Genomic DNA, 16,518 nt, shown 5'->3' on the forward strand with positions numbered 1-16,518 from the left:
CATGTTCGCCACCGGCACTCTCACCAAGAAGCTCTCACGGCCGGGCATCGCCTTCCGCGCCCTGCCCCTCACCTCCCGGGTGGCCCTCGGCGTACTGGTCGTCGTCATCCTCGCCGCGGTGTTCGCGCCGCTGCTCACGCAGGATCCGCTCACCACCGGCACGCCGGTGCTGAGCCCCGACGGCGACCACTGGTTCGGCACCGACCGGGCGGGACGCGACGTCTTCGCCCGTGTCGTCCACGGCTCGCGCTACTCCCTGGTCATCGGGCTCGGCGCGACCGCCGTCGCCCTCGTCGTCGGCGCACTGCTCGGATCGGTCGCCGCCACCTCGCGCAAGCTCGGCGACGAGAGCGTGATGCGCACCCTCGACGTCGTGATGTCCTTCCCGCCGATCGCCCTCGCCGCCGTGCTCGTCGCGGTCTTCGGCACCAGCGTCCCGGTCATCATCTTCACCATCGCCTTCGTCTACACCCCCTCGCTCGCCCGCGTGGTGCGCGCCAACGTGCTGTCGCAGTACGGCGAGGACTACGTGGCCGCCGAGAAGGTCATCGGCGCCCGCCGCGGCTACATCGTGCTCCGCCACGTCGCCGTCAACTGCATGGCTCCCGTCATGGTGTTCGCCACCGTGATGGTCGCCGAGGCGATCATCTTCGAGGCCAGCCTCTCGTTCATCGGCGCCGGAGTGCAGGACCCCGACCCGAGCTGGGGCAGCGTCCTGGCCTACGGGCGTCAGATCCTCCTGGCGGGCGGCTGGTGGGCCACCTTCTTCCCCGGCCTCGCGCTGCTGATCACGGTCCTTGCCCTCAACATCCTCTCCGAGGGCCTCACCGACGCCTCGGCCGCGCCGAAGCACGCCCGTACCGAAGCCGGCCCGGACGACGCCGGCACCGGCGCTGCGGCCGCCGGGCCCGCGGAAGCCCACGTCGACGTCGACGCCGCCCTGGCCAAGCTCGCGCGCCGGGTCAACGCCACCGAACCGGGCATCACCCCGGTACGGGCCGACGCCGCCGAGCTCCTCGTCGTACGCGACTTGTCGATCCGCTTCCCCGACCGCTACGGGGACACCCCCGTCGTCGACGCGCTCGACTTCACCGTCCACGAGGGCGAGACCCTCGGCCTGGTCGGCGAGTCCGGCTGCGGCAAGTCCATCACCAGCCTCGCCGTCATGGGCCTGCTCGCCCGCAACGCCGAAGTCAGCGGCGAGATCCGCTACCGCGGCCGCGACCTCCTGAAGCTCTCCCCCGCGCAGCGCCGCGTCCTGATGGGCCCGGAGATCGCGATGGTCTACCAGGACGCGCTCTCCTCCCTCAACCCCTCCGTCGTCGTCGGCACCCAGCTCAGGCAACTGACCTCGCGCGGCGGCACGAAGTCCCCTGCCGAGCTCCTGGACCTCGTCGGTCTCTCGCCCGAGCGGACCCTGCGCAGCTACCCCCACGAGCTCTCCGGCGGCCAGCGCCAGCGCGTGCTCATCGCCATGGCCCTCTCCCGCGACCCCCGGCTGCTCATCGCGGACGAGCCGACCACCGCTCTCGACGTCACCGTGCAGGCCCAGGTCGTCGAGCTGCTCATCCGGCTCCGCGACGAACTCGGCTTCGCCATGGTCCTCGTATCGCACGACCTCGCGCTCGTCGGTGACCTCTCGCACCGCGTGGCGGTGATGTACGCGGGCCGTCTCGCCGAGATCGGGGCCACCCGCTCCGTGCTCACCGACCCCACCCACCACTACAGCCGCGGCCTCCTCGGTTCGGTCGTCTCCCTTGAGGCCGGCGCCGACAGGCTGCACCAGATCCGCGGCATCGTGCCCGCGCCGCGCGAGTTCGGCACGGGCTGCCGGTTCGCCTCGCGCTGCGCCATGGCCGACACCCTGTGCCGCACCACCACACCCGCACTCACCCCGCGCGGCACCGCGGACGACCACGGCTTCGCCTGCCACCACCCCGCGCGGACCGCACAGCTGGAGGGGAGCGCCCTGTGATCAGGCTCGACGGCGTCCACGTACGACACAAGGCACGCAGCGGAGGCGTCTTCCACCGCGACTCCGTGCACGCCCTCACCGACGCCACGCTGGAGGTCGGGCGCGGCGAGATCGTCGGCCTGGTCGGCGAGTCCGGCTGCGGCAAGTCCACGCTCGCCCGGGTCCTCACCGGACTCCAGAAGCCCACCGAGGGCCGGGTCAGCTTCCACGGCGACGACCTGTGGGAGATGTCGGCGACCCGGCGCCGCGACGACTTCGGCTCGGCCGTCGGCGTCGTCTTCCAGGACCCCTCCACCGCGCTCAACCCGCGGCTCACCGTCCGGCAGATCCTGCGCGACCCGCTGGACGTGCACCGCCGCGGCACCCGTACGGAACGGGAGGCTCGGGTCAGGGAACTCCTCGGCCTCGTCGGCCTGCCGGGACACACCCTCGGCGCGCTGCCCGGCCAGCTCTCCGGCGGCCAGCGCCAGCGTGTCGCCATCGCCCGCGCCCTGGCCCTCGAACCCGAGCTGATCGTGGCCGACGAGCCGACCTCCGCGCTCGACGTGTCCGTACGCGCCCAGGTCCTCAACCTCCTCGTCGACCTCCGGGAACGCCTCGGCCTCGCCATGGTGTTCATCTCGCACGACATCCAGACCGTGCGCTACCTCGCCGACCGCATCGCCGTGCTCTACCTCGGCCGCATCGTCGAGGAGGGCCGGGCCGCCGACGTGGCGGGCTCCCCCGCGCACCCGTACACCGAGGCGCTGCTGTCCGCGACCCCCAGCCTCCTTGAGGCGACCGAGCGCATCGTGCTGACAGGGCCGGTGCCCTCGGCCACGCATCCGCCGTCCGGCTGCCCGTTCCGCACCCGCTGCTGGAAGGCCGACGACGCCTGCGCCACCGTCTTCCCCGCGCCGGGCCTCGGCGCGGACGGCCACCGCTGGCACTGCGTCCACCCCCAGAACTCCGCCGCCCCGGCTGAAGCCCCGGCGCCCGTACCGTCCGCAAGGAGCACCGCATGACCGCCCGTACCCCCCGCTACTCCGGTGTGATCCCGCCCGTCGTCACCCCGCTCGGCGCGGACGGAGAGATCGACCGGCCGTCACTTGAGCGGGTCGTCGGCCACCTCATCGACGGCGGTGTCAGCGGCCTGTTCGCCCTCGGCAGCTCCGGCGAGACGGCATACCTGACGCCCGGACAGCAGGACGAGGTCATCAAGGTGATCACGGCCTCGTCGGCGGGCCAGGTGCCCGTCCTGGTCGGAGCGATCGAGACGACCACGAACCGGGCCATCGAACGGGCGCGCGCCGCGACCGGCCTGGGCGCCGACGCGGTCGTCGCCACCGCCCCGTTCTACACCCGCACCCACGCCACGGAGATCGACCGCCACTTCCGCGAGCTCGCCGCGGCCGTCGATGCGCCCCTCCTCGCCTACGACGTACCGGTCTGCGTCCACAGCAAGCTGGACCCGGAGCTGCTCCTGCCGCTGGCAGCGGACGGCGTCCTGGCCGGCGTGAAGGACTCCAGCGGCGACGACGGCTCCTTCCGCCGCCTGGCTCTCGGCGCCCGCGACCTGCCCGACTTCTCCCTCCTGACCGGCCATGAGCTGGTCGTCGACGCGATGATGCTGTCCGGCGCCGACGGTTCGGTCCCCGGCCTGGGCAACGTCGACCCGCACGGGTACGTGCGCCTGCACCGGGCGGCGGTACGCGGCGACTGGCAGGCCGCGAAGGCCGAACAGGACCGCCTCGTGGCGCTGTTCGGCATCATCGCCGCGGCCGACCCCGGCACGGCGTCCGCGACGGCGGCGGGGCTCGGCGCGTTCAAGACGGCCCTGATGCTGCGCGGCATCATCGCCACGAACGTGATGAGCCCGCCCATGCGACGCCTGGACGAGAGCGAGACCGCGGCGGTCGCGCGGTGCCTGGAGGGAGCGGGACTGGCCCTCGCGCGGTGCGAATGCGGGTGAACGTCTCCGCGCTTCCTGGCAAGATCATCGGGTGACCAGTGAACCGGCTCCGCCCGCCCCCGAGAAGTACGTCCTGTTCGATGTCGACGGCACCTTGATCGACGCCGTCGACAACCAACGCCGGGTCTGGGCCACGTGGGCCGGGCAGCACGGCCTGGACGCCGAGGCGGTCTACCGCGTAGCGCTGCGGACGCGGCCGATGGAGACGTTCGCGCAGGTCGCTCCGGACCGCGACCCCCATGCGTGTCTGGCCGCGCTGCACGCCCTGGAGGACGATGACGTGCGGTCGGGTGTCTATGGAGCGTTCACCGGCGCGGCGGAGCTGCTCGCCGCCCTGCCGCCGGGGTCCTGGGCGCTCGTGACCTCCAACTACGAGCACCGGGTGCGCGGCCGGTTCGCCCGTACGGGCCTGCCGGTACCGCCCGTCGTCGTGGACGCCGCCGCGGTGAGCGAGGGCAAACCGTCGCCCGTGCCCTACCTGCTGGCCGCCGAACGCCTCGCCGCCCGGCCCGAGGACTGCCTGGTCGTCGAGGACGCGCCGTCCGGGGTCCAGGCCGGGCTGCGGGCCGGGATGACGGTGTGGGGCGTCAACGCCGCCGACCCGGTGGCCGGCGTCCACCGGCACTTCCGGAGCCTGGGCGAAGCCGCCGCCGAGATAGTCGCCTTCGCGCGGCCGGGCGGGGCGCGGGCACACGCGGACCGTGGCTGACCCGCACGCGTGACCGCGGCGTCCGGGGCCGCGCGGGCTTCTGTCGGAGCCGCGCGGCCTTCACTTCCGGTGTTCGCCCGTCAGTCCCCGTCCACGTGCTCCCGGAGGACCTTGCGGTTGGTCGCGTCGATGTCGTAGGTCGTCTTGTTCCAGTCGTCGGTCGTCACCACGTCGACGGACCACATCACTCCGCCCTGGTCGGTGTCGTCGAGTTCGACGGCGCTGACGGTGCCCTTCTTCTTGTCCGTGGCGGTCTTCGCGGCCTGGGGCGCGGTCACGGTGGCCTTCTTCAGCCAGTCCGCGAGCTCACGCTTGTCGTCCGCGTCCTGGTCGTCCTTGGCCCGCGTCTGCCCGGCCTTGCCGGTGACCGCGTCCACGCGGACGGTGTGTTCGGTGCCGTCGTCCGTGGCCACCTCGGCGTCCCACCTGGGGCTGTCGGGCGGGCCCTTGAGCTCGATCGAGACGGGCTTCGACTCCGGCACGGCCGCCACAGCGGTACGCAGCGCCTTGTCGTAGCCGACCTTGGCCTTCGGGATGAGGTCCTTGCGCTCGGCCTGGTCGTCGGTGAGGTTGCCGTCGGTCGCGGAGGCGGAGGTCGCCGCGGTGGTCACGGGCGCCTCGGCCGCCTCACCCGCGCCGGCCTTCGTGCCGCTGTCGTTGTCTTTGTCGTCGCTGCCGCAGCCGGTGAGCAGGGCTCCCGCGACGGCGGCGGCACACAGCACCCCGGCGCCGCGCGAGACGGCCGAGGTCCGGCACCGCCGAGCAGAACTACTTCGTTTTGTCACCATACGAGCACGTTAAGCGAAATGTCCTTGCATTGCTCGCCACGCCCCGCCCGCGCGGCACCCTCCTTCGGGGGCGGGCCTGCGGGAGGGTTGAGCCCGTGCGCCACCGGATCGTCGCCCTCCACGAGACCGCCGGTCGGCTCCGCGGCTCCGGACGCCCCGGTCGACAGGCGCAAGCCGGAGGGGCAAGCCGGAGGGGCGTGACCAGACGAAGAGGGGGAGGACGCCCGCGCGGTTCGAGCGGGCGGTGGACGGCGCCGATCCGCGGCCTCCGGCGTCGGCCGGCCGGCCCAGCGACCCCGTACGCCGCCCTTCGGCCGCCCCGCGGCGCGCACAGCGCCCGAGGCCCGCGGCGCCCGAAGCGCGGCCTCGCCCACGGCCGTCGTACCGGATGGACCTCCTGTGCGACATGGCCGCCGGAGTCACCGACTCGGCCACCACGACCGCGTGCCGGGGAATCGGGCGGTGAGCCGTACGCCTCCGGAGGCCAGTTGCACCACCCGCGCCGGACCGCCGCCTCAGACCGCCTTGCCTGGTGCGCGGTACGAGCCGCCGGGGCCGTCGGCGTCGGGGCCGGGGCGTGGGCGCGTACGGAAGGTGCGGCGGTAGGCGTCCGGTGGGACGCCCAGGGTGCGGTTGAAGTGGCGGCGCAATGTCGTGGCCGTGCCCATCCCTGTGGCGGTCGCGATGGCGTCCATGCCGCGGTCGGTCTTCTCAAGCAGCTCCTGGGCCCTGCGGATGCGTTGTGTCAGGAGCCATTGCAGGGGCGTGGTGCCGGTCGCCGCCCTGAAGTGCCGGCCCAGGCTGCGCGAGCTCATGCCCGCCCTGCGCGCCAGGTCCTCCACGGTCAGCGGCTGGTCGAGCCGTTCGAGCACCCAGGGGAACAGGGTGGCGAGCGCGTGGTCGTCCCTCGCCGGGACGGGCGTGGTGACGAACTGGGCCTGGCCGCCCGCCCGGTGCGGCGGCACGACCAGGCGGCGGGCGACGGCGTTGGCGACCGCGGAGCCGTGGTCGAGCCGGACCAGGTGCAGGCACAGGTCCATGGCCGCGGCCTTGCCCGCGGAGGTGAGCACGCTGCCGTTGTCCACGTACAGGACGTCCGGGTCGACCTCCACCCGGGGGTGACGGGCGGCCAGGGCTTCGGTGTGGGCCCAGTGCGTGGTCGCCCGCCTGCCGTCCAGGAGACCCGCGGCGGCCAGTACGAACGCGCCCGTGCACAAGGAGGCCACGCGCGCGCCCGCATCGTGGGCCGCCCGCACCGCGTCGACCAGGCAGGACGGCGGGTCCACGTCCACGTCGGCCCAGCCGGGGACGATCACGGTGTCCGCACGCCGGAGCCGGTCGAGGCCGTGCTCGGGCTGGAGCCTGAAGCGGCCGACCGTGACCGCCGCCGATCCGCAGATGTCGAAGTCGTACCAGGGACCGGCCACACCGGCCGGCGGGGCGTCGAACACCTCGTGGGCGATGGAGAGTTCGAAGTGCAGCATCCCGTCGGTGACGGCCAGCGCTACTGATGTCATGTCCGTAATTGTACGGGGGCTGTCGTTTCGGACACTCACGGCGGCTCACCTGTCCGCGCCACGATGGACGCAGTCGATCAATCAGGCGAGTCGGTTCACAGGTACACGAGTCGGTTCACGGGTTCAGGGGAGAACAACTCATGGCTTCGGGTCACAAGGTCGCCGTCTACGGCGCGTACGGGCACACCGGTCGGTTCGTGGTGGCGCGGCTGCTGGACCGCGGGTTCGTCCCGGTCCTCACCGGGCGCGACGCCGCGAAGCTGGGGACCCTCGCGGCCGGGAACCCCGGTCTCGACGTCCGCCCCGCGAGCGTCGATGATCCCGCGGCCCTCGACCGCGCCCTCGCCGGCACCGCCGCCGTCATCAACTGCGCCGGGCCCTTCGCCACCACGGCCGCGCCCGTCATCGAGGCGGCTCTGCGCGCGAGCGTCCCTTACGTGGATGTGGCCGCCGAGATCGAGGCCAACGCCGATACGTTCGCGCACTTCGCGGCGCGGGCCGAAGCCGCGGGGACGGCGGTCGTTCCCGCCATGGCGTTCTACGGCGGCCTCGGCGACCTGCTCGCCACCGCGGCGATGGGCGACTGGACCTCGGCGGACGAGGTGCACGTCGCGTACGGGCTGAGCAGTTGGCACCCCACGGAGGGGACCCGCGCCGCGGGGCGCGTATCGAGTGAGCGGCGCGCCGGGCGCCGCCCGCGGTACACCGAGGGGCGGCTCGAGTACCGCGACGACGAGGCGCCCGTCGTACGGTGGGACTTCCCCGAACCGCTCGGCACCCGGGCGGTCATCGGGGAGTTCACCATGGCCGACGTCATCACGGTGCCGAGCCATCTCTCCGTGCCCGAGGTGCGGACCTACATGGCGGTCGAGGCGGCCGGGGACCTGTCCGCCCCCGGCACGCCCGCGCCCACCCCGGTGGACGAACTCGGGCGCTCCGACCAGACGTTCCTCGTCGACGTCGTCGTACGCTCCGGCGGCAGTGAACGGCGTGCCGTGGCCAGGGGCCAGGACATCTACGCCGTCACGGCGCCGCTCGCGGTCGAAGCGGTCCACCGCATCCTCACCGGACGGACGAGGACGACCGGCGTCGCCTCCGCCGGCGCGATCTTCGACGCGCCCGACTTCCTCCGTGCGCTCTCGCCGCACATAGAGGTGGGCCCCTGAAAACAGGGTGCTCAGGGGCGGCCGGCCTGGTCAGGGTGCCAGGCCGGTCAGGTTCTCCGCGTCGACCGCGTCCGTCAGCGGCAACTCCACGGTGATGACCTTGCCGTCGCCCTGGAGGACCAGCGTGATCACGTCGGCCAGTTCGCGTACGAGCGCCCAGCCGTAGCCACCCTCGCCGTCGGCCACGTCTTCGCCCATGCCCAGCCGCATGCGGCGGTGGCTCGGCGTCGCGGGCAGGTCGGTCGACCGGTCCCCCACGGAGACGCGGATCTCGTGGACCCCCGCCCTGATCTCGAACCGGGTGACGCCGCCGCCGTGCCGCAGCGCGTTGGTGAACAGTTCCGACACCACGATGAGGACGTCGCCCCGGGCCCGCTCCGCCACCGCGGCACCGCCGCGGTCCGCCCGGTCCCGCAGGACGCTCATCACGTACCCGCGTGCCTGGCCCGCCGTGTCGGGGAGCGGCGAGACATCCGGCAGCGACGCGAGTATCTCGCTCTCGCGCGGCCTGTCGGACGGCGCATTGAGACTCACATGCAGACTCCCTTACCTGACCGAGTGGTCGGCGGCGACTCCCCGGGGGCGGCTCCTCGGGGGCGATTCTACGTAACCGAGCCGCCGCCGGAGCGGCAGCTTGCCTCACTCAGGCAGCGGATTTCGGCTCCGCCTACGGCCGCAGCAGCTTCCGCAGGAGCTCTCCGAACTCGGCAGGGTGCGTGGTCAGGCCGACGTGCCCGCCGGGGAAGTACTCCGGCTCCGTGCCGAGGCGCCCGGCCAGGCAGGCGGCCGCGCGATGGGGCAGCTCGCCGCGCGAGTCCCGGCCGCAGGCGACCACGAGCCGGTCGGTCAGCGTCTCCAACAGGGCCGTGTCCGGGGCGTATCGCATGAACGGGGGCACGATGCGCCCGATGAAGTACGGCAGATCGGCCATCGTCCGCTCCGCCCGGGCCGCCGCTCGCGGCGGAAGCGCCGGTTCGGGGCTCGGCCCGTCGGCGTCGCCATCGCTCGGCGCACCGCCGGCCTTCATGAGCCCCGCGGCGAACACGGCCATCGCCGGCATGGGCCCCTCGGCCAGGAAGGTCTCCTCCACGCGCGCGACGAACGCCCGCTGGTCGGCGGCGTCCGGCAGGATCTCCACGACCGGCGGTTCATGCGTCACGACGCGCCTGAGGCGCGCGGGATGCGTGGCGAGCAGGTGCAGGGCGGCGATACCGCCCGAGCTGGCGCCGAACACCTGGGCGGGCTCGCCGGGAGACAACAGTTCGAGGAGTCGGTACGCGTCGTCGGCGTGCTCGGCCACCCGCTGCTCGGCCCCGGGGTCGTCCAACGGGCTGCGGGACAGGCCGCGCGGGTCGTAGGTGGCGACCGTGTGGTCGGCGGCCAGGTCGTCGGCGATGCCGTCGAAGGCCGCCGCGCCGCCCGACCCGCCGGGGACGAGCAGCAACAGCGGGCCATCGCCGCGCACTTCGTAGTGCAGGGTCGCGCCGTCGGTGCGCAGGGTGCCTATGGTCGGTGCGGTCATGAGGGGTCTCCGTCTCGGGCCGGTGGCCAGTGCTCGAGCGTGGCGTGGAGGGCGTCGAGGGCCCGCTCCCAGGACCGCTGCGGCGCACGCTCGTGGGCGAAGCCGCCGGCGGCCTCCAGGGCGACGAAGCCGTGGAAGGTGCTGCGCAGCAGGCGGACGGCGTCGGTCAGGTCGGGCTCGGCCAGGCCGTAGCCGCGCAGCATGCCGTAGGTCAGCTCGACCGCACGCCGTGGTCCGGGCGCTTCGGCCGCCAGCTCCGGGTCGATCCGGAGGCGGATCTGCGTCGCCGTGTAGCGGCCCGGATGCTGATGGGCGTACTCCCGCCAGGCGTCGGCGAACGCCACCAGCGCGTCCTTGCCCGCCCGGCCGACGGTCGCCTCCGCGATGCGGAGTGTCTTCTCGTCCGCCGCGAGCAGCGCCACGCGTCCGCGCAGATCCTCCAGGCCGCGCACGTGCGAGTAGAGGCTCGCGTCCTTCACGCCGAGCCGGCTCGCCACGCGCGCCATCGTCACCTGGTCGAGCCCGACCTCGTCCGCCAGCTCGGCGGCGGCGAGAGTCACCCGCTCCGCCGTCAGCCCGGCCCGCACCATGCGCTCTCCTCGCCACCACAGGAACCTGGAACCTAGGAGTATTAGTTATAACCTAGGAGCCCTAGGAAAGCTAGGAAAGCCAGCGGCCTCCGCGCATGAGGTCGCGTCCGTTCAGCTCGTTCGCCTCGCGCCAGGCCTGGATGCGCCGCGGCCGGATCAGGAAGTACTGGTAAGGCTGGTCGAGTTCGCGCGGGTCGAAGCCCGTCTTGGCCGCGAACGCGTCGCCCGTCGCGCCGAGGTCGGCGATGCTCACCGGCTCGGCGGTGCCCTCCACCACGACGACGTCACGCGTCGGCCCGAGGCTGAGCCGTACCCGGCCGTCGGCCAGCAGGTTGCGTCCGGTGGCCGAGGCGCGCGGCGTCGAGATGACGAACGCGCTCCCGTCCCAGAGGTAGGACAGCGGGACGAGGTGGACGCCGCCCGGCGAACCCGAGGACGCGACCCACAGGTCGACGTCGTTCTCCAGTCGCGAGCGAGTGTCCCGCAGCCTCTCGTCGAGCCCACGCGGCGGTGCTGCCGTCATGTTCGCGTCCTCCCCGGACTTCGCGCGGAACCCGTCCGCGGCGGAACTCTTCCGCGGCGCAAACAGTGGCACATCAAGGCGCGGCCGTCAGCGCCGCCGCTTCCCATTCGAAGCCGTCCGGGTCGGTGAACGCCCCGGCACGGCCGCCGATCACGACCCGGTGCGAGCCGGTCCCCTCCGGCGCGACACCCGCGTCCTTGGCCAGCGCACGGCGCCGGTAGAGGGCGAGCTTGACGGGGCTCGCCCCCGCGTCGAACTCGACGTACATGCGACTGAAGCTCTTCGCCACGGTCAGGCCGCGCTCGACGTAGAACCGCTTGGCGGCGACGATGTCCGCGACGCCCAGCAGCAGTACGATCCCGTCGATCCGCCCGGTGGCGGGGCCGGTGTTCTTCTTCGCCGAGGTCGCCACCTTCCAGATCGTCCCGTCCGGGGCCTGTACGACACCGCCGTAGCCCCAGAGCGACTTGGCGGCGGGCTTCAGCGAGGTGGCGCCCGCCGCCAGGGCCGCGCCGACGAGCCTGTCGACGTCGGCGGGCTGGGACACGGTGAGCGTCAGCGTGAACCCACGGAAGCCGGTCGTGGCCGCGTCGGAGGCGCGCAGACCTATCTGCGTGTCGAGCCCGAAGGCGGTGGTGCAGAAGCGGCGGGCGGCCTCGGGATCGGCCACGGCGAGGGTGACGGATTCAATGATTTCCATGCCCGCCACGCTAGTTACGGACCGGTGGCCGGCGCTTCTCGAAAACTGACCGTTCGCATGGGATCGGCGAACGAGCGATGGTGGACGAGTGGATCACTCGACGGAAGCCGGACTCTTCACCCGCCGCTTCGGGCCTCCGCCCGGCGAGGGCACACGGACCGCGGTGCTCGTGCACGGACTCGGGCTCTCGGGACGCTACTTCGTGCCGCTCGCCCGGCGGCTCGCCGCCGGCGGCGCCTCCGTGCTGGTGCCCGACCTGCCGGGCAACGCGCGTTCACGGGCCGCCGCACGCCGCGCGCCCGCCGTGGGACAGGCGGCCGACGCCCTGGCCCGCTGGCACGAACACCTGTCCCTCGGGCCGAGCCTGCTGGTGGCCAATTCGGTGGGCGCCCAAGTGGCCGCCGCGTTCACCGCCCGCCATCCGCACCTGGTGAGCGGGATGGTGCTGGTCGGCCCCGCCCTGGAGCCGGACACGTCCGCCCCGCGCCAGTTCGGCCGGCTCGTCGCGGACGCGCCCCGGGAGACGCTCGCCCTGCTCACGGTGGCCGCGACCGACTATCTGCTGACCGGGCCCCTGCGCTGCGTCGCGTCCTTCCGGCACGCCCTGCGCGACGCCGCTGAGTCATTCGAGGGGAACCTGGGCCAAGCGCACGTGCCGACGCTGGTCGTGCGGGGAGAGGGTGACACCATCGCGTCCGGGCCCTGGATCCGGCGCGTGGCCGCTCTGGTCGGCGGCGGGCGCACGGCCGAGATCCCGGGCGCCGCGCACGCGGCCCACTACACCGCGCCGGACGCCCTGTCGGCGCTGATCCACGAGTTCACGGCGGGAGAACCCGTATGACGTCTTCGCGGGCGCCCGACACCGCGCGCCAGGAGCACGGGAAGCGTCCGTCGCCCTGGCTGCGCCTGCTGCCCGGCATCTCGCCGAAGCGCCGCGGCTTCATCCTGGCCTGGTGGGGGTTCGCCCTCACCTTCGGCGGAATGCGCCTGCTCACCTGGCTGATCCACGTCGACGTGGCAGGGGTCGGCGACATGCAGGCCGGCGGGGTGCACATCCACCACTACGTGTGGGGCATCCTGCTCCTCGCGGCGGTCGGCGCGGCGGGCCTCGTCGACCGCTCGGCACGGGCACGCGCCTGGCTGGGCCTCGCCTACGGAGTGGGCCTGGCCCTCGTCGTCGACGAGGCGGCGCTGCTGATCAGCCTGGAGGACGTGTACTGGGACACCGAGGGCGGCGTCAGCATCGCCCTGGCCATCGCGGTGATCGCCGTCGCGGGGAGCGTCCTCGCGCTGACCCGCGGCCGGCGCGCCTCCAGGGGCGACCCCGAAGAGACCGGGGCCTAGGACGGACGGCGTTCGACGAACGGCAGAAGTCCCCGTAACCGGACTCGGTCGAGCGTTTCGTGGACGCAGTCGCTCGCGGCGGTCAGCGTGAGGCTGCCGTTGGCGTGGATGGCCGCGTGCCGCATCCCGAGGAGGGTGTAGAGGCTGCCGGCGTCGCACCACGTCACCCCGGTGAGGTCGACCAGCAGGTGCCGCTGGCCGGCTTCGAGTGCGCGGACGACGGTGTCGCTGACTTTGCCGACATTGATGACGTCCAGCTCACCGTCGAGTGCCAGGACGAGAATCGCCGGACTGCCGGCCGCGGTCCGGCGGATGGCCAATCGGTCCATTCCTGCATCTTGCACCCATTCGGCCGCCGCCGTGCCGTATCGACATTCTTTCCCTCCTACGGCTCACCCCCGCGCCGGCTTGCACGAACCCCGTTCGGGATGCTGATCCCCGTTCGGGATGCCGGCGCGAGGCCTTGCCGCAGGGGGCGGGTCAGACGATCAGGACCCGGCGCCCGCGCGCATGCCCGGCCTTGCTGTCGATGTGCGCCGCCGCGGCCTCGGCGAGCGCGTACGACTTCTCGACCGGGATGTGGAGCTTGCCGCGCGAGATGAGGCCGGCCGCCTCGGCGAGCGCGTCCGGCACGCTCCCGGCCACGCCGGAGAAGCGGACACCGTGCTCCGGCGCGCCGAGATCGGCGATGCTGATCACCTTCTCCGGGTCCCCGGTCAGCTCGACGAGCTCGCGGATCACACCGGAGCCGGACAGGTCGAGGGCCGCGTCGACGTGGCCGAGCTGCCGCACCCGCTCGGCCCACCCCTCGCCGTACGTCGTGGCGATGGCGCCCAGACCGCGCAGATAGTCCTGGTTCGCGGCCCCGGCCGTGCCGATCACCGTGATGCCGCGCTCGCGGGCGATCTGGAGCACCGCGGATCCGACTCCCCCGGACGCGCCGCTGACCAGCAGCGTCTGGCCGGGCCGCACGCCGACCTCACGGATGACGCGCAGGGCGGTCTCCACCACCGAGGGGTACCCGGCCGCCTCTTCGAACGACAGCCCTTCGGGCATCCGGGCCCAGGCCGTGAGCACGGCGAACTCGGCGTAGGTGCTGAGGCCTTCGCCGAACACGTGGTCGCCGACCGCGACCCCCTCCACTCCCTGGCCGACCTCGTCCACCACCCCAGCGGCGTCGAGCCCGACGCCGGAGGGCAACTCGATCGGGTGGGCCTTCAGCATCTGGCCTTCACGGATTCTCCAGTCGACGGGGTTCACGCCCGCCGCCCGTACGGCGACGCGTATCTGGCCGGGGCCCGCGTGGGGCTCCTCGGCGTCTTCGAGGTGCAGGACGTCGGGACCGCCGAATTCGGCGAAGCTCACTCTCTTCATGCCGCCGAACATAACACTAACGGTTAGTTTTTTGAAACCGTTGTGATTTCGCATCTGCTAGTTTTACGCCCATGACCGAGCCGACGGGACGCCGGGAGCGCAAGAAGGCCGCGACCCGCCAGAAGATCGCCGACACCGCCCTGCGCCTCTTCATGGAGCGCGGGTACGACGCGGTGGGCATCCGTGATGTCGCCGCCGATGCCGACGTCGCCGTCACCACCGTCTTCTCCCACTTCGCCTCGAAAGAGGCCCTGGTGTTCGCGCATGACAACGACTTCGAACAGCGCCTCGCGCAGGCGGTCACCGGCCGGACGCCGGGCGAGCCGCTCATCCCCGTGCTGCGCCGCGAGATCCGCGCCATGGTGCGGCACTGCGCGGCGGACGACGCCGCCCCGATCTGGCACATGATCGACGGATCGCCCGCCCTGCGGCAGTACGAGGAGTCGATGAGGCTGCGCCACGCGGAGTCGCTGGCGACGGCCATCGCCGCCGATCCCGATCTGGCACGGACCACGACGGCCTGCCGGACGCTCGCGCGATTCGTGGTCGACTCCCACTCCCTGGCCCGCGAGGCGGCCGACCCGGACGCCGCGGTCGACGAAATCTTCCTGATGATCGAGGCCGCCTGGGAGACCACGCGCCCGTCGCGGTAGCCCGCGCCCGTTCCCGGCACGTCATGACCGTCCCGGCAGTCGAGCCGTAGCTCCTGCCGGGCCGCTCGACGCCCGAACGCTCCCTAGCCCAACCAGGTCACATCTCCGCCCAACACTCCCCCGCCCGGTGCGTCCGCACGGCGCGTGCGCGGCGGTCCGACGATGTTGGTGACCGGTGTCCGTGCCGGTGGGGCGCGCGGCACCGGCCAGGTACACGAGCGAGGGAGCCCACGATGCCGGAACTGTTCGTCGACGGGGAGTGGACCGGTGCCGCCCAGGGCGCGCGGCGGGACGTGGTCAATCCGTACGACGCCTCCGTCATCCAGCAGGTCGACGACGCGGACGAGGCCGATGTGAACCTCGCCGTGCGGGCCGCGCGGCGGGCCTTCGACCGCGGTGACTGGGCGTCGGCGCCCACCCGGGAGCGGGCCGACGTGCTGCTCGAAGTGGCGCGGTTGCTGCTGCGCGACCAGGAGGAGATGGCCCGCGTCGAGAGCCTCGACACCGGCAAGACACTCGCCGAGGCGCGCATCGACATCGAGGACGTCTCCAACGCCTTCCGCTACTTCGCCGAGATCGCCGACAAGGACGGCGGCCGGGTCGTGGACGTCGGCCCCGACGTGCTGAGCCGCGTCACGTACCACCCCATCGGTGTCTGCGCGCTCATCGCCCCCTGGAACTACCCCCTGCTCCAGGCCTCCTGGAAGGTCGCCCCCGCCCTGGCCGCGGGCAACACCTTCGTGCTCAAGCCCAGTGAGACGACACCGCTCTCCACCATCCACATGATGCGGCTGATCGCCGAGGCGGGGGCACCGCCCGGGGTCGCGAACCTCGTGCTCGGCCCGGGCGCCACCGTCGGCGCGGCGATGTCCGCCCACCCCGACGTGGACCTGGTCTCGTTCACCGGCGGCCTGGCCACCGGGCGGCGGATCATGGAGGCGTGCGCGCCGGGCGTGAAGAACCTCGCGCTCGAACTCGGCGGCAAGAACCCCAACGTCGTCTTCGCCGACTGCGACTTCGACGCCGCCGTCGACCACGCGCTCGAAGCCTCGTTCCTGCACTCGGGGCAGGTGTGCTCGGCCGGTTCCCGGCTGCTCGTGGAGGACTCGCTGCACGACCGGTTCGTGGAGCGGCTGTCGGCCCGCGCGCAGACCATCCGGCTCGGCAATGGCCTGGACCCGATGACCGAGAGCGGACCGCTCAGCTCGGCGGAGCACCGGGCGAAGGTCGAGGGGTATCTGGACATCGCGCGCGAGGAGGGTGCCCGCCTCGTGTGCGGCGGCCGCCGGCCGGACGACCCGGAGCTGGCGGACGGCTTCTTCCTGCTGCCCACGATCTACGCCGACTGCGACCGCTCCATGCGCATCGTGCAGGAGGAGGTCTTCGGCCCGGTGGTCACCGTGGAGCGCTTCCGCGACGGGGACGAGGACCAGGCCGTGGAGCTGGCCAACGACACCCGGTACGGCCTGGCGGGCGGCGTCTGGACCGGCGACGCGAGCCGGGCCCAGCGGGTCGCGGCCAAGCTGCGCCACGGCACGGTCTGGATCAACGACTTCCACCCGTACGTGCCCCAGGCGGAGTGGGGCGGCTTCGGCCGCTCCGGCTTCGGCAGGGAGCTGGGCCCCACCGGCCTGCGCGAGTACCAGGAGGCCAAGCACATCTACCAGAACCTGCGCCCGGCCCCCTCCGGCTGGTTCAAGGGCTGA

General features: G+C 72.9%; 18 protein-coding genes. 9 read left to right on the forward strand and 9 right to left on the reverse strand.

Annotated elements, in window-relative coordinates; all coding sequences use genetic code 11:
* The first annotated feature begins 1 nt into the window (after position 1).
* Genes ACZ6JY_RS38875 through ACZ6JY_RS38890 form a run of 4 tightly spaced genes read left to right on the forward strand, consistent with a single transcriptional unit; the run spans position 2 to position 4,635 of the window.
* Positions 2-1,975, forward strand: a complete 1,974-nt coding sequence (locus tag ACZ6JY_RS38875) for a dipeptide/oligopeptide/nickel ABC transporter permease/ATP-binding protein (RefSeq protein ID WP_469204031.1) — start codon at positions 2-4, stop codon at positions 1,973-1,975.
* Entirely contained in the window at positions 1,972-2,979 is a 1,008-nt protein-coding gene (locus ACZ6JY_RS38880; protein ID WP_469204033.1) for an oligopeptide/dipeptide ABC transporter ATP-binding protein, read from the forward strand. The genes ACZ6JY_RS38875 and ACZ6JY_RS38880 overlap by 4 nt, the downstream gene beginning before the upstream one ends.
* Complete coding sequence (locus ACZ6JY_RS38885; protein ID WP_469204035.1) at positions 2,976-3,926, forward strand: dihydrodipicolinate synthase family protein; 951 nt, start codon at positions 2,976-2,978, stop codon at positions 3,924-3,926. The genes ACZ6JY_RS38880 and ACZ6JY_RS38885 overlap by 4 nt, the downstream gene beginning before the upstream one ends.
* A 31-nt stretch (positions 3,927-3,957) precedes the next feature.
* Positions 3,958-4,635, forward strand: coding sequence for an HAD family hydrolase (locus tag ACZ6JY_RS38890; protein ID WP_469204037.1), 678 nt, complete (start codon positions 3,958-3,960; stop codon positions 4,633-4,635).
* A gap of 80 nt (positions 4,636-4,715) precedes the next feature.
* On the opposite strand, the gene ACZ6JY_RS38895 is transcribed toward ACZ6JY_RS38890, so the two are convergent.
* Both ACZ6JY_RS38895 and ACZ6JY_RS38900 read right to left on the reverse strand, forming a co-directional pair.
* Entirely contained in the window at positions 4,716-5,423 is a 708-nt protein-coding gene (locus ACZ6JY_RS38895) for a PepSY domain-containing protein (protein ID WP_469204039.1), read from the reverse strand.
* A 515-nt stretch (positions 5,424-5,938) separates the two neighbouring features.
* Positions 5,939-6,940, reverse strand: coding sequence for a helix-turn-helix domain-containing protein (locus ACZ6JY_RS38900; RefSeq protein WP_469204041.1), 1,002 nt, complete (start codon positions 6,938-6,940; stop codon positions 5,939-5,941).
* Between the two features lie 140 nt (positions 6,941-7,080).
* On the opposite strand from ACZ6JY_RS38900, the gene ACZ6JY_RS38905 reads away from it, so the two are divergent.
* Positions 7,081-8,106: a saccharopine dehydrogenase family protein gene (locus tag ACZ6JY_RS38905; RefSeq protein ID WP_469204043.1), complete on the forward strand. Its 1,026-nt coding sequence runs from the start codon at positions 7,081-7,083 to the stop codon at positions 8,104-8,106.
* A 30-nt stretch (positions 8,107-8,136) separates the two neighbouring features.
* Here the strand turns inward: ACZ6JY_RS38905 and ACZ6JY_RS38910 are convergent, their stop codons facing one another.
* The 5 genes from ACZ6JY_RS38910 to ACZ6JY_RS38930 all read right to left on the reverse strand — a co-directional run bounded on the left by ACZ6JY_RS38910 (position 8,137) and on the right by ACZ6JY_RS38930 (position 11,441).
* Positions 8,137-8,640 carry an ATP-binding protein gene (locus ACZ6JY_RS38910; protein WP_469204044.1) on the reverse strand — a complete coding sequence of 168 codons (504 nt, stop codon included), beginning with the start codon at positions 8,638-8,640 and terminating at the stop codon, positions 8,137-8,139.
* Positions 8,641-8,773: 133 nt separating this feature from the next.
* Positions 8,774-9,628: an alpha/beta hydrolase gene (locus ACZ6JY_RS38915; protein WP_469204045.1), complete on the reverse strand. Its 855-nt coding sequence runs from the start codon at positions 9,626-9,628 to the stop codon at positions 8,774-8,776.
* Positions 9,625-10,218 (reverse strand): TetR/AcrR family transcriptional regulator, encoded by a 594-nt coding sequence (locus tag ACZ6JY_RS38920; protein ID WP_469204046.1) that lies wholly within the window; start codon positions 10,216-10,218, stop codon positions 9,625-9,627. The genes ACZ6JY_RS38915 and ACZ6JY_RS38920 overlap by 4 nt, the downstream gene beginning before the upstream one ends.
* 70 nt (positions 10,219-10,288) lie before the next feature.
* Positions 10,289-10,741 carry a pyridoxamine 5'-phosphate oxidase family protein gene (locus tag ACZ6JY_RS38925; RefSeq protein ID WP_469204048.1) on the reverse strand — a complete coding sequence of 151 codons (453 nt, stop codon included), beginning with the start codon at positions 10,739-10,741 and terminating at the stop codon, positions 10,289-10,291.
* Positions 10,742-10,814: 73 nt separating this feature from the next.
* Positions 10,815-11,441: a VOC family protein gene (locus tag ACZ6JY_RS38930; protein ID WP_469204050.1), complete on the reverse strand. Its 627-nt coding sequence runs from the start codon at positions 11,439-11,441 to the stop codon at positions 10,815-10,817.
* 88 nt (positions 11,442-11,529) lie between these two features.
* On the opposite strand from ACZ6JY_RS38930, the gene ACZ6JY_RS38935 reads away from it, so the two are divergent.
* Both ACZ6JY_RS38935 and ACZ6JY_RS38940 read left to right on the forward strand, forming a co-directional pair.
* Positions 11,530-12,282 carry an alpha/beta fold hydrolase gene (locus ACZ6JY_RS38935; protein ID WP_469204052.1) on the forward strand — a complete coding sequence of 251 codons (753 nt, stop codon included), beginning with the start codon at positions 11,530-11,532 and terminating at the stop codon, positions 12,280-12,282.
* Positions 12,279-12,785 carry a hypothetical protein gene (locus ACZ6JY_RS38940; RefSeq protein ID WP_469204054.1) on the forward strand — a complete coding sequence of 169 codons (507 nt, stop codon included), beginning with the start codon at positions 12,279-12,281 and terminating at the stop codon, positions 12,783-12,785. The genes ACZ6JY_RS38935 and ACZ6JY_RS38940 overlap by 4 nt, the downstream gene beginning before the upstream one ends.
* Here the strand turns inward: ACZ6JY_RS38940 and ACZ6JY_RS38945 are convergent.
* A complete protein-coding gene (locus tag ACZ6JY_RS38945; protein ID WP_469204056.1) occupies positions 12,782-13,114 on the reverse strand; it encodes an STAS domain-containing protein in 333 nt (110 codons plus the stop codon). The genes ACZ6JY_RS38940 and ACZ6JY_RS38945 overlap by 4 nt on opposite strands.
* Before the next feature lie 151 nt (positions 13,115-13,265).
* Complete coding sequence (locus tag ACZ6JY_RS38950; protein ID WP_469204058.1) at positions 13,266-14,159, reverse strand: NADP-dependent oxidoreductase; 894 nt, start codon at positions 14,157-14,159, stop codon at positions 13,266-13,268.
* A gap of 71 nt (positions 14,160-14,230) precedes the next feature.
* Between ACZ6JY_RS38950 and ACZ6JY_RS38955 the strand changes: the two genes are divergently transcribed.
* Together ACZ6JY_RS38955 and ACZ6JY_RS38960 are read left to right on the forward strand one after the other, a co-directional pair.
* The gene (locus ACZ6JY_RS38955; RefSeq protein ID WP_469204060.1) at positions 14,231-14,812 is read left to right on the forward strand and encodes a TetR/AcrR family transcriptional regulator; all 582 of its coding nucleotides are present in this window, start codon (positions 14,231-14,233) and stop codon (positions 14,810-14,812) included.
* 233 nt (positions 14,813-15,045) lie between these two features.
* On the forward strand, positions 15,046-16,518 hold the full coding sequence (locus ACZ6JY_RS38960; protein ID WP_469204062.1) for an aldehyde dehydrogenase family protein: 1,473 nt from the start codon (positions 15,046-15,048) through the stop codon (positions 16,516-16,518).

Source organism: Streptomyces sp. NPDC046335 (genome assembly GCF_055587985.1).